This window comes from Shewanella sp. SM32 (assembly GCF_025654235.1).
Taxonomy (GTDB): Bacteria; Pseudomonadota; Gammaproteobacteria; order Enterobacterales; family Shewanellaceae; genus Shewanella; species Shewanella oncorhynchi.
Genome location: NZ_JAKKRO010000091.1, coordinates 1 through 12,478, shown reverse-complemented (window position 1 = coordinate 12,478; position 12,478 = coordinate 1). Strand labels below are relative to the sequence as shown.

The 12,478-nt window shown below is 45.3% G+C and carries 12 protein-coding genes, 1 pseudogene and 1 riboswitch; of the genes and pseudogenes, 5 read left to right on the top strand and 8 right to left on the bottom strand.

Going from position 1 to position 12,478, the window contains the following annotated elements:
• The 3 genes from L5M10_RS22190 to L5M10_RS22180 all read right to left on the bottom strand — a co-directional run.
• The coding region (locus tag L5M10_RS22190) for a transposase (RefSeq protein ID WP_263148818.1) at positions 1-174 on the bottom strand (174 nt) is incomplete at its 3' end.
• Positions 175-232: 58 nt separating this feature from the next.
• Positions 233-493 carry a hypothetical protein gene (locus L5M10_RS22185; RefSeq protein WP_263255945.1) on the bottom strand — a complete coding sequence of 87 codons (261 nt, stop codon included), beginning with the start codon at positions 491-493 and terminating at the stop codon, positions 233-235.
• A gap of 821 nt (positions 494-1,314) precedes the next feature.
• Entirely contained in the window at positions 1,315-2,307 is a 993-nt protein-coding gene (locus tag L5M10_RS22180; RefSeq protein WP_168824627.1) for a class 1 fructose-bisphosphatase, read from the bottom strand.
• Positions 2,308-2,573: 266 nt separating this feature from the next.
• Here L5M10_RS22180 and L5M10_RS22175 point away from each other — a divergent pair, with 266 nt between their 5' ends.
• Positions 2,574-4,886: a S9 family peptidase gene (locus L5M10_RS22175; protein WP_263255943.1), complete on the top strand. Its 2,313-nt coding sequence runs from the start codon at positions 2,574-2,576 to the stop codon at positions 4,884-4,886.
• 89 nt (positions 4,887-4,975) lie between these two features.
• On the opposite strand, the gene arcA is transcribed toward L5M10_RS22175, so the two are convergent.
• The gene (arcA, locus tag L5M10_RS22170; RefSeq protein WP_006080127.1) at positions 4,976-5,692 is read right to left on the bottom strand and encodes a two-component system response regulator ArcA; all 717 of its coding nucleotides are present in this window, start codon (positions 5,690-5,692) and stop codon (positions 4,976-4,978) included.
• A gap of 588 nt (positions 5,693-6,280) precedes the next feature.
• Here arcA and L5M10_RS22165 point away from each other — a divergent pair.
• From L5M10_RS22165 to L5M10_RS22155, 3 genes are all read left to right on the top strand, one after another.
• Positions 6,281-6,715: a DUF3293 domain-containing protein gene (locus tag L5M10_RS22165; RefSeq protein ID WP_173247481.1), complete on the top strand. Its 435-nt coding sequence runs from the start codon at positions 6,281-6,283 to the stop codon at positions 6,713-6,715.
• 100 nt (positions 6,716-6,815) lie between these two features.
• Positions 6,816-6,990: riboswitch (Lysine riboswitch) on the top strand.
• Between the two features lie 150 nt (positions 6,991-7,140).
• Positions 7,141-8,496 carry a lysine-sensitive aspartokinase 3 gene (gene lysC, locus L5M10_RS22160; protein WP_263163590.1) on the top strand — a complete coding sequence of 452 codons (1,356 nt, stop codon included), beginning with the start codon at positions 7,141-7,143 and terminating at the stop codon, positions 8,494-8,496.
• A 1-nt stretch (position 8,497) separates the two neighbouring features.
• Complete coding sequence (locus L5M10_RS22155; protein ID WP_263163588.1) at positions 8,498-9,619, top strand: succinylglutamate desuccinylase/aspartoacylase family protein; 1,122 nt, start codon at positions 8,498-8,500, stop codon at positions 9,617-9,619.
• A gap of 102 nt (positions 9,620-9,721) precedes the next feature.
• Here the strand turns inward: L5M10_RS22155 and L5M10_RS22150 are convergent, their stop codons facing one another.
• Entirely contained in the window at positions 9,722-10,687 is a 966-nt protein-coding gene (locus L5M10_RS22150; RefSeq protein ID WP_131525184.1) for a zinc transporter ZntB, read from the bottom strand.
• A 196-nt stretch (positions 10,688-10,883) separates the two neighbouring features.
• On the opposite strand from L5M10_RS22150, the gene L5M10_RS22145 reads away from it, so the two are divergent.
• Entirely contained in the window at positions 10,884-11,258 is a 375-nt protein-coding gene (locus L5M10_RS22145; protein ID WP_263139714.1) for a YacL family protein, read from the top strand.
• 91 nt (positions 11,259-11,349) lie between these two features.
• Here the strand turns inward: L5M10_RS22145 and L5M10_RS22140 are convergent, their stop codons facing one another.
• The 3 genes and pseudogenes from L5M10_RS22140 to L5M10_RS22130 form a co-directional block, all read right to left on the bottom strand.
• Positions 11,350-11,979: a response regulator gene (locus L5M10_RS22140; protein WP_105250232.1), complete on the bottom strand. Its 630-nt coding sequence runs from the start codon at positions 11,977-11,979 to the stop codon at positions 11,350-11,352.
• Positions 11,972-12,232: pseudogene (locus L5M10_RS22135) on the bottom strand (nitrate/nitrite two-component system sensor histidine kinase NarQ); the annotation flags it as partial. The gene L5M10_RS22140 and the pseudogene L5M10_RS22135, both read right to left, overlap by 8 nt.
• Positions 12,233-12,238: 6 nt before the next feature.
• Positions 12,239-12,478, bottom strand: a 240-nt coding sequence (locus L5M10_RS22130) for a transposase (protein WP_263179974.1), incomplete at its 5' end; no start/stop codon positions are given.

Here is a 12,478-nt window from a genome sequence, read left to right as displayed (position 1 = left end):
TGGTGTGCCACCCTGGCGTTCTAGTTTTAACTGTCTCACCCATTTATCCATAGTGGACTTACCAACGTTCATCGCCTTTGCAGCTTCGATGATGCTATGGTTTTTATCGAGGACTAATTGGGCTGCTTCAAGTTTGAATTCAGCACTAAATGTTTTTCTGGTTGTCGATCTCATGTGTTCACCTAAAGTCATCTACGAGGTAATAATATCACCTCTATTTAGGTGGCCAAAATTAGTGTGCCACTACAATATGACTATCTTTATGGGCAGAATAAGCTATCGGCCTATCCTTTGTAACTACATTTAAGGTTCCAGTTGATTGGTCTTTACTGATTTTCTTAGATAGAACTACGTAACTAATTAGTGGGAAAAACGGATGTTTTGCTACTCTAGAAGGCGAAGTAACTAATAGGGTTGCTTTTTCTTGATTAATTGGTAGGTCGAAATGGAGATAACCTCGGCTTCTATACCATTTTGGAGTTTCTTTTAACATTTATATCCATTAGCAAAACCGGAGCAGACTTAGAACTGCGGCAATTCCACACGCCCTACTCCGGCTTAACCAAGTTGTTTAAACAACCGTTTTGTCCTAAGACGTTGCCGCGTAATGTTAGATATGAATTATAATGTAACTATAACCTTGGAGACATCTATGAAACTTAGGATAACCTTCGTCGAGATGTTGTTATCGTTCCTATCGTTAAGCTTATTCGGCGTCCAGATAGTACTTGACAACATGTTATTTACCTTCTGACCTAATTGGTTTAAATAAATATCCTCATTCAGAAGCAATTCGAAATTAACAAAGGTTTAAATAAAAAGCAACTACATTATTGGTAAGATAAAAAGATAGAACTGACATTAATCTATGATGATTAACAGTTAACACTGAAGCTTCAGGAGTTCACCTTCCCTGCGAAGTTGCCGCGGGGCGTTGGAATAAATTGCGTGAGTCCGGTCATGGATGACCGGCTAGCTTTCGCAGGTACAGGGACGTTGCCTTCGGAAGCGATAGCTATTTATCCATAAGGCCAAGGCTAGTAACTAATGCATGTAACTTCGCTAGTGGCGGCAAGGGAGATCCAAGAGGGAATTGCTGTTGATCCCCTCTTGGTCGGGTGTGGGTTGAAGACCCACGACTTTGATTCACCTCGGCCGTTAGGCCGCATAAACTCCAAATGTGAAACCCATCGCTAAAACTTTACAGATCCCTGATTTCGCAATCACAACTCAAAATGTCGCATTACGCGACAACAAAAAAGCCACTGTGGTCAGTGGCTTTTATCCTAAAAATCAGAATCTAAGCGATTCTGCTTAGTCCAGACTTGGTTCTTCACTGTAATCAATACCGTGATAGCTCAGGCAAGCGTCGACTTCGTTGCTACTGCCTAGGATGACGGCAACACGTTGGTGAATTTGAGTTGGTTGAATATCTAAAATGGTTTCATAACCCGTTGAGGCTTTGCCGCCAGCTTGTTCGACTAAGAAGGCCATTGGGTTGGCTTCGTACATTAAACGCAGTTTGTAAGGCTTTTTCGGATCTTTATTGTCGGTTGGGTAAGTGAAAATACCGCCACGGGATAGCACGCGATGTACATCGCCAACCATGGCCGCAATCCAGCGCATGTTGAATGATTTTTCGCGTGGGCCAATTTTACCGAGCAGTAAATCGGCAATATAGGTTTGCATTGGCGCTTCCCAAAAACGCTGGTTCGACATATTAATGGCAAATTCGGCTGTGTCTGGGCTAATGCTCATGGCGGCATTCGTCAGTAAAAACTCATTGGTTTCTGGGTGCAAAGTAAACAGTTGCACGCCTTGGCCTGTGGTTAATGCCAGCATGGTTGATGGACCATAAAGTACATAACCAGCGGCTAATTGGGCGCGGCCAGATTGTAAAAAGCTAGTTTCAGTCAGCTCGCCAGCAGGGGCGGGCAGGACGGAGAAAATGGTGCCGACTAACGAGTTGATATCGATATTAGATGAGCCATCAAGTGGATCGAAACACACCAGATATTGACCATTTTGGCTGACTTCAACCACATGATCTTCTTCTTCCGACGCTAAACCGCGCACTGTACCGTCAGCTTTTAAGGCATCTTTGAGCATGTCGTTGGTGATAATATCCAGTTTTTTCTGAGTTTCACCTTGGACGTTTTCTTGCTCAGTCGCGCCTAACACGCCCGCAAGTGCACCGTGGCGAACGGCATGGCTAATGGCTTTTGAGGTGTCGGCTAAGGTTAAAATTAGGTGGGAGAGGGAGTCGTTCACTGCCTGTGAGGTCAGGTGCTGGGCCAGAGTCTGCATGTTATGTCCTTTAGAGGTTCAACAATGAGGTCAATTTCGTTATTTGCCGCGAATGATAACTCAGTTAGTCGACAATTTCAGCGATGTTGCTGATGCTTTTAGCGAATATTAGGGCTTTTGGGGATTATTTGGATTGAGCTTGGCGCAAGGGCCTAATTTGTATCGGCATATTGTATGCTCTTTCTATTTATAGGCGGCCTCTGGCACAATGTCGGCTTGTTTTTAATCGCTGACATCTTAGGCGATTATGCTCCCAAGGAATAATAATGATTAAAAATAGGTTAACTTGGTTCCCTGCGTGCTCACTTAAGGTGCGCGCCGTTCCCCTACTGATAGCGAGCCAAATGGCCATGATTTCGACAGCTATGTTTTCAATTACCCCAGCTTTTGCAATGGAAGGCGGCAAACTGCCACTGACGATTGAGCGAATGAATGCCTCGCCCGCATTAGCGGGCACCAGTCCTCGTGGTTTGAAACTGTCACCCGATGGTCAGCGCGTCACTTATCTTGCGGGCCGTAAAGACAATCAAAACTTTTATGATCTCTGGCAGATGGATGTAAAGACGGGCAAATCTAGCCTATTGCTCAATGCCGATAAGTTGGCAAGCAATGAATTATCCGATGAAGAAAAGGCCCGCCGCGAACGCCAACGTATTTATGGCGAAGGCATTATGGAGTACTTCTGGGCCGATGATAGCCAAGCGCTATTAATTCCGGCTGCTGGTAATCTGTATTATTTTTCTCTTACCGATAGTAACGTGACTCAATTGCCGATTGGCGAAGGGTTTGCTACAGATGCACGCTTATCGCCCAAGGGGCATTTTGTGTCTTTCGTGCGGGATCAAAATCTGTATGTGTTAGATCTGGCGACCAAAAAACTCCAAGCTATGACGAGCGATGGCGGCGGGGCTATTAAAAATGCCATGGCCGAGTTTGTCGCTCAGGAGGAAATGGATCGCATGACAGGTTATTGGTGGGCGCCCGATGAATCGGCCATCGCCTTTACCCGTATTGATGAGTCCGGTGTCGAGCAAGTAACCCGTAACGAAATCTATGCTGATGGTATTAAACTTACTGAGCAGTGCTATCCCTATGCCGGCAAAAACAACGTCGATATCGCCCTCGGTGTGGTCACGTTAAAAGATAAGGCTATCAATTGGGTGACCCTGCGCGAAGAGAGCAACGAAGACAAGAGCAAAGATATTTACCTGCCGCGGGTCGATTGGTTGCCCGATAGCAAACATTTGTCGTTCCAGTGGCAGAGCCGCGATCAACATAAGCTAGATTTGCAACTGGTGGCGTTAGACTCGCTGACTAAGCCAAAAACCTTAGTGAAAGAACGCAGTAACGCTTGGGTGAACCTCAATAACGATCTGCACTTTTTAAAACAGCAATCGGCTTTTATTTGGGCATCTGAGCGTGACGGCTTTAATCATCTGTATCTTTTTGACTTAAAAGGCAAACTTAAAACCCAATTGACTCAGGGCGAGTGGGCTGTCGATGCGTTGGAATACATAGATGAAACCGCTGGTTGGGTATATTTCACTGGCCGCAAAGATACGCCAATCGAGAAACAACTTTATCGCGTGCCTTTAGCGGGTGGCAAGGTTGAGCGGGTAAGCAAGCAAGCGGGCATGCACGATCCTGTGTTTGCCGACAATCAAAGTGTGTATCTGGATTATTTCAATAGCTTATCTCAGCCACCGCAGATCAGTTTACACGGTGACAAGGGCCAGCAACTGGCTTGGGTTGAGCAAAATGAAGTCAAGCAAGGCCATCCTTTATATGACTATGCGGGTCTGTGGCAAATCCCTGAATTTGGTGAACTGAAAGCCGAAGATGGCCAAGTGTTACAAACCCGTTTATTCAAACCTGTTCCCTTCGATGCGAGCAAGAAATACCCTGTCGTAGTGCGGGTTTACGGTGGGCCGCACGCACAGTTAGTGACCAACAGTTGGAGCGAGCAGGACTACTTTACCCAGTATCTGGTGCAACAAGGCTATGTGGTGTTCCAGTTGGATAACCGCGGCAGTGCCCACAGGGGCACAAAGTTCGAGCAAGTGATTTACCGTCATTTGGGCGAAGCTGAAGTCAAGGATCAAAAAGTGGGAGTGGACTATTTGCGCAGTCTGCCATTTATCGATGCCGATAATGTGGCGATTTACGGCCACAGCTACGGCGGTTACATGGCCTTGATGAGTCTATTTAAGGCACCCGATTACTTTAAAGCCGCGATTTCGGGGGCTCCTGTCACCGACTGGCGCTTATATGACACCCATTATACTGAGCGTTATTTAGCTCATCCCGAGGGGAATGAAAAGGGTTATGAAGCCAGCAGCGTGTTTCCCTATGTGAAAAACTATCAATCGGGTCTGTTGATGTATCACGGTATGGCTGATGATAACGTTTTGTTTGAAAACAGCACTCGGGTTTATAAAGCACTGCAGGATGAAGGCAAGTTGTTCCAGATGATCGATTATCCTGGATCTAAACATTCGATGCGTGGCGAGAAAGTGCGTAATCACTTATATCGCTCACTGGCAGATTTCCTAGATAGGCAGTTGAAAAACGCCAAATAGTAGGCATAAAAAAACCAGATCCTAGGATCTGGTTTTTTGTGAATAGATTCTTATCAAACCAATTAATGCGGATGTCGCTTAGCGGGCGATTAGCCTTCTAAGTTACCGCAAAAACGATAGCCTTCACCGTGAATAGTCGCGATGATTTCTGGCGTATCTGGCAAGCTTTCGAAATGCTTACGGATACGACGGATAGTCACGTCTACAGTACGATCGTGTGGCTTAAGTTCACGGCCAGTCATTTTCATCAGTAGATCGGCACGAGTCAAAATTTTGCCTGGGTTTTCAACAAAGTGCAGCATAGCGCGGAACTCGCTACGTGGCAGTTTGTAAGATTCACCCTGTGGGCTCACTAATGAACGGCTGTTGATCTCTAAGCTCCAATCATTGAAGCGGTAGTATTCTACTGAGCTCTTTTCTTCGACTTCAGCGCCAGCGCTGTTGACACGAGTCAGAAGGTTACGAGCACGAATCGTTAATTCACGTGGGTTGAACGGCTTGGTAATATAATCGTCCGCGCCAATTTCAAGTCCAAGAATTTTGTCGACTTCGTTGTCACGACCTGTCAGGAAGATAAGACCGATGTTGTTGATTTCACGTAGTTCACGTGCCAACAATAGACCATTCTTACCTGGCAAGTTAATGTCCATAACGACCAAGTTAATTTTGTTTTCCTGCATAGCCTTATGCATTTCTGCGCCATCATTGGCCTCAGTTACCACATACCCTTCTGCCTCGAAAATACTTCTCAGCGTGTTACGGGTAACGGCTTCATCTTCAACGATCAGAATGTGCGGATTTTGCATATTATTTACCTAAATTTTAATCAGTTTATACTAACCAATAAGAGCAACTTACTTCGGGCTCTTATATTCATAAAAGCGTTGATACTTCCTTGAACTGCTTTGTGCTCAAAAGGAAAATCTTTACGGTGACATCTATATCTGGATGTAGATTAAGTGCACGTTTAAGTGTAATACGAGAAAACGTAATCAGTATCAACTTCGATAAGCAATAGTTAGAATAAGTTCCTTAACTATTGTTTTTTTTAAATGTTTAAAAGACAAATCAAATGTAGAACAGATTTTAAACAGATGCCCGGTCAGTTCACGTTACTTTAAGCGATATATGTAACAAACTGTATTGAACGATAAGCATCTTGCTCAATCTGTTTCAACTCACCAGTACGTACATTGTACTCGTTTTAGTCATTTGTTAACAAATGAAATGTTAACAAATTTTAGGTGAGCAGGGGTTTTTACCATGATATTTACTTTAGCTATTGATTAGTATAACTAATGTATTTCTTATTCCTGTGAGCCAGTTCACGCCTCTTTGGATTTTACAATCACTCTGCTACACTAGCTTGGGTTCATTTTTCGACTAGACTACCAATGGACAATACGACTCAAAATTTGTGGCAATGTTACCAAGCGCCGTTGTTTTTGCTGACTCAAGCATTATCCTGTGATTTTTCCTTTGCTGTTATTACCGCTCATAATCCCGCTTCAAAGCTTCTCTCTCCTAGCCAAAACCGTTTACTCGATCGCCAACTTCTTCGTGAAATTGAATTACTCGGTAGCCCTTATCGTGCTTTAGTGGGCGCTGCACCGGATTTATCCCACATGGAAAAAAGTTGGGCCGTGTTTATCGATAGAACGATGGCATTGCAATTGGGTAAGAAATTTAATCAATATGCGATTTATGTTGTCGAACAAGGGGATGTGAGCTTAGTGCCTTGCACCTTGGATGGACATGATGAAGTGTGTTTAGGCAAATTTAGAGATTATGTGCAGCTGGTATACGAGCTACCCGATTTGAACATTTAGTTGTTTTCAAAAGATTTTATTTAAATTGTTCATTTGTTATGAAATTAGCATTGACTTCATTAGGGGTTTATTGCTACTTTTTTCGTCCCTTTCCTAGGAAAGGAACAGAAGAGGAGCGTTAACTAGGTAGTCGGTCAGAGGAGCACAAACTCCAGCGATGACTGATGAGGGAGATTAACGCCGAGGCATAGATATGGTTGCTGCATGTTTATGTCGGTCGCTCAGGCTGAATCCTGACGATTGTCACCTGTAATTGGTGGAGAGCTTCTGGTGACGATTGCTGTTTCCCTTCTTTTGGGGTGCGTTATCATTGAGCACCAGGCTCTTCGAACGAAGTCAGTTCGGAGTGTGATCATGTTAGTTAATCAATATCTTATTCAATCTGCATTTATTTGTTGCCCTACGTGTTTCACGGAGGTGCGCTAATGTCCCTCGTTGTCGCAAAATTTGGTGGCACCTCAGTTGCCGACTATAACGCTATGAATCGCTGTGCAGACATAGTGTTAGCTAATCCTCATTGTCGTTTAGTCGTGGTCAGCGCTTCGAGCGGCGTGACTAATCTGTTAGTGGAATTGACCCAAGAATCGATCAACGACGATGGCCGATTACAGCGATTAAAACAAATTGCCCAAATTCAATATGCGATTTTAGATAAGCTCGGTCGTCCTAACGATGTGGCCGCCGCATTAGATAAATTATTGAGTCGCATGTCGGTATTGAGTGAAGCGCTCGCATCACAACGCAGCAAAGCGACTATGGATGAGTTGTTGTCCCTCGGTGAGCAATGTTCTTCGGCGTTGTTTTCGGCGGTGATCCGCGAGAAAGGTGTCAACTCAAGTGCCTTCGATGTGCGCCGAGTATTACGTACTGACAGCCACTTTGGCCGCGCTGAACCTCAGGTTGAAAAGATTGCGACTTTAGCTCGTGATTATCTACAGCCACTGTTAGCGGAGCAAGTGATTGTGACACAAGGCTTTATCGGTGCCGATGAATCGGGTCAAACGACCACGTTAGGTCGCGGCGGTAGTGATTATTCTGCTGCACTGTTAGCTGAAGCGTTACGCGCCTCAGCGGTAGAGATTTGGACCGATGTCGCGGGGATTTATACAACGGATCCTCGTTTGGCGCCCAATGCCTTTCCGATTGCCGAGATCAGTTTCAATGAGGCTGCCGAGATGGCGACCTTTGGTGCCAAGGTATTGCATCCAGCGACTATTCTTCCTGCCGTTCGTCAGCAAATTCAAGTGTTTGTGGGTTCAAGTAAAGAGCCTGAAAAGGGCGGAACTTGGATCCGTCATCAAGTGGAAGATGCGCCCGTATTCCGCGCTGTGGCTTTGCGCCGCGATCAAACCCTATTAAATCTTCACAGCTTGCAAATGTTGCATGCGCAGGGCTTTTTAGCGGAAACCTTTGCGACATTAGCGCGACATAAGATCAGTGTGGATTTGATTACCACATCAGAAGTGAATGTGTCTCTAACCCTCGATAAAACCGGTTCAGATTCAAGTGGACAAGGTCTGTTGAGTGAGGCATTGCTGCAAGAATTATCACAGCATTGTCGTGTGCGAGTTGAAGATGGATTGGCCTTAGTGGCGATTATCGGTAATCGTATTGCGACGACACCGGGTATCTGTCGCCGTGTATTTGAAGTGTTAGAGCCACACAATGTGCGGATGATTTGCCAAGGTGCCAGCCCACATAATCTGTGTGTGTTAGTGGCCGAAGCGGAAGCGGCACAAGTGGTTAAATCGCTGCATCAAAATCTGTTCGAAGGCGTTTAATATGTTGCCGACAACATCGTCTCTGCAAATCGGGGAGCTTGCCGCAGGGCAAGCACTCACTTTGCCTATCTACCATTTCAAGCCGAGTGACGATAAGGCGACTGGCCCCAAAGTGTATATTCAAGCCAATGTCCACGGTGCTGAAGTACAAGGGAATGCGGTGATTTATCAGTTGATGAAGCAGCTTGAACACTGTGACATCCGCGGCGAAATCACCTTAGTGCCATTGGCCAATCCACTCGGGATCAACCAAAAAAGTGGTGAGTTTACCCTTGGCCGATTTGATCCTATTACGGGCGCGAATTGGAATCGTGAGTATTTGAATCATGCTATCGATTTACCGACTTGGTATGGGGAACATACCAAGCTGAGTGATAGCGAGCTGCTCCAAGCCTATCGCAGTACTTTGGTTGAAGCCTGTCAGCAAAAATTGCGGCATGAATGGGGCATCACAACGGGTCATAGACTTGCGGTTAACCTGCAGATTATGGCCCATGGCGCGGATATAGTGCTCGATCTGCACACCGGTCCTAAGTCTTGTAAGCACTTGTATTGCCCTGAATATGACTTAGCTGCTGCGCAGTTTTTGTCGATCCCTTATACGCTCATTATCCCCAATGCCTTTGGTGGCGCCATGGATGAGGCTGCGTTTTGTCCTTGGTGGCAATTGAGTGATTTTGCAAAATCTCAAGGGCGTGATTTAGGAGTTGCAGTGTCAGCGTTAACCTTGGAATTGGCGAGCCAAGAGCGCGTCTGCCTTGAGGATGCACGGGTTGATGCACAAGGGATTTTGGCATATTTAAGCCACCGAGGCGTGATCGCTGAAACCGTTGCACCCGCTAAAATGACGCGTTTTGGTTGTTATCTAAAAGACTATAAAAAATATCACGCGCCAAGTGCTGGGTTAGTGGAATACCTCGCACCTGTGGGTGAGCCATTAGCTGCGGGGCAGCCCTTAGTGAATTTGCTGCGAATGGATTTATACGGTACGGCGGATGAGCTAAAAACGGTTAGTTTGCCGCAGGACTGCGTGCCGATTTTGCACTTTGCTTCGGCGTCAGTGCACCAAGGAACAGAGCTTTATAAAGTCATGACTCATGTGTTTGAGTTGCCAACGACATAATCGCCCGCTTAGAGCATAAGCATTAGCCCATAACAATTAGTTTATGGGACTGAGCGAAAACAACGCCAATCCTAATCGATTGGCTTTGTTGTTTTAAGGTGGCTATAACCACTTAAATCGATAAAACAGCGCCATTTGCAGGGCGACGAGTGAGATTAATATGCCGCAGAAGGTTGCGAAGGCCCAAGTGTTGTCCGCGCCCGGTATCCCGCCAATATTGACCCCAAGTAAGCCTGTTAAAAAGCCCAACGGTAAGAAGATTGCTGACACTAAGGATAAGAAGTATAAGCGTTTGTTGAGTTGCTCCGACTGCTGACTGAGTAATTCTTCTTGAGTCACATTAGCCCTATCGCGCAGGGCATCGAGATCTTCAATGGTGCGGATAAGTTTATCGTTTGTTTCCCTCAGCTTGAGTCGCTCAGTATCTTTAAATAGGCTGAATTGCTCGGAAATCATTTTCGAGAATGCTTCGCGCTGTGGGGCTAAATAGCGGCGAATGGCCACAGTTTGACGGCGCAGTTCGGCGATATCGGTACGTAAGTCTTTCACATTGCCTGAGACGACTAGCTCTTCTAAATCAGAGAGCTGTTCTTCCAATTTATCAATAAACTCGACTTTACGATTGGTCAGTCGCTCGCAGATTGCGACGATAAAGTCCCCCGTAGTTGTAGGCCCATTTCCCTCAAGGATCAGCTCGGCGACATCTTTGACCGACTGTAACTCGCGATCGCAGGTGGAAATGATCCGCTGTTTATCGGCATAGATACGCACTGCCACCATGTCTTCTGGAGCAGAATTGGGGTTGAGGTTAACGCCGCGTAATGCGAGTAATATGCCTTCACCTGTTATCACTGCACGGGGACGAGTGTCTTGGGCGAGTAGGGCATCACTTTCGACCTTAGGCAGACCGCTATTGAGTATCCAGTGGCGTGCCTTTTTATTACGATAGCGAAGGTGTAACCAGAGTAGGCCATCCTGAGGATCCCATTTTTCGATCTGTTCTAGGCTCAAGGTGGAACCCGCTTGGGCGCCGCTGAGCACTAAACTGTAGATAAACCCTTCGTGCATATCGCATTCCATTTAACTTTCAAAATCATCCAAACAAACTAACTGATTTTGTCATGAAAATGAAGTCAGTACTTATGCTTAACGACATGAGGCAAATGTGAATTGACATAAATTTGATGTGCTGAGGGATGCAAGCAACTTAGCCAAGGATAGGTTAAAATTAGCATTAGTAGGCTTAGATCAAAGAGACAATAAAATGGAATACGAATTTCGGCGTAACAGTTTAACTGGCACTTTTTTGGCTAGCTTTAGCATGGATCATGAAGTGCTTGGGCAATGGTTTACGGAAGAATTAGGGACTGAGTTAGCTAAAATTCAGCAAGTGTTGGGTGTGATAAAAGAAATTCAAGCCGATAAACGAGGTTCATGGCGTCTTGTTGGTAATGATTTTACCTTAGAGTTAGAGCGTGAACAGGCCCGAGTCTTTGCCAATGCCTTAGGTTTTGAGCAAGAATATGAATTGGAAGAGGCTATGTCACTCTATGATGCTGAGTCAGAAGCTTATTGTGGCCTAGAGGATTTTGAGCTGGCGCTATTGAGTTGGCAGCAATTTATTGAGAAAGGTTTGTAATCATTTATTTAATCTCTATTTGATAAAAACATAAAGGCAATCATGGGATTGCCTTTATTGTTTTCGCGATACCAAGCTCATTTTCGTATCTTTAATTATTAAGGTAGCGCACCGCCATTTCGGTTCTCGATTTAGCATTGGCTTTACGCAGTAGGTTTTTCACGTGCACTTTAACTGTGCCCTCACTAATGTGTAAATGCTCTGAAATCATGCGATTACTTAAGCCTTCCGCCAGTTGCTGTAGAATTTGCAGCTCCCTTGGGGTTAGGCTCGAAATCCATTCTTGTTCATCGGTCGCATCTTTAAGTTCGTAAAGGTATTCTTCGACTTCATCGCTGATCACCCTGTGGCCAAGCATGGCATTTTTGAGTTTTTCGAGCAGCAAATCTGGCTCAGTATCTTTGAGCAAATAGCCGTCGGCTCCAGCGCGAAGTAAACGGATAACATCCTGTTTTGCATCGGAAACGGTGAGAATTACTATGCGTGAGGTAACACCTTCTTGGCGCATGGCGTTGAGGGTATCTAGGCCTGTCATGCCTTTCATATTCAGATCGAGCAATATGATGTCGGGTTCATCGGTGACCACTGCGGTTAATGCGTCTAAACCACTACCGGCTTCGCCAAATAGGCTGAAGTCAGGATCTGAAGCGATGAGCTGGCAGATGCCTTTGCGCAAGAGGGGATGGTCATCGACCACCAGTACGGAATAAGGTTTACCCATTTGAAGGCTCCTGTTGAGATGGGAAAATAAGCGTCACTCTAGTGCCACTTGACCCTTTGCTGTGGTGCACAAGGTTTAATGGGCTGTTAGGTTTGAGTGCGTCGTCTTGTGCATTGCATCCTTGCTCAGTCGTGGTTGTCATAGCAGGTTTAAATTTCTTTAAATCATTGTCGCTGAACACGACTTTACCTGAAAGCTTACTGGCTCGTTCATGCATTATACCTATGCCAAAATGTTGATCTCGTTCTTTTATACCCAATCAACCTGAAGATGCGTGGGTAAAGAGCTGAAAATTATCATTGATCCGCGACGCTAAACTTTCACCAATATCGGGTAATGTTTCTTTGAAAAATTTATCCAGTGCGGACCTGAAATCTCGCTTATTTTTGAAGTACACGCTGTTCCTCGCGTGCTCATTCATGACCTTCCACAGTCTTTCTATCGGATTGAGGTTCGGGCTGTAAGGCGGTAAATAATGCAACTCAATATTGTGCGAAAT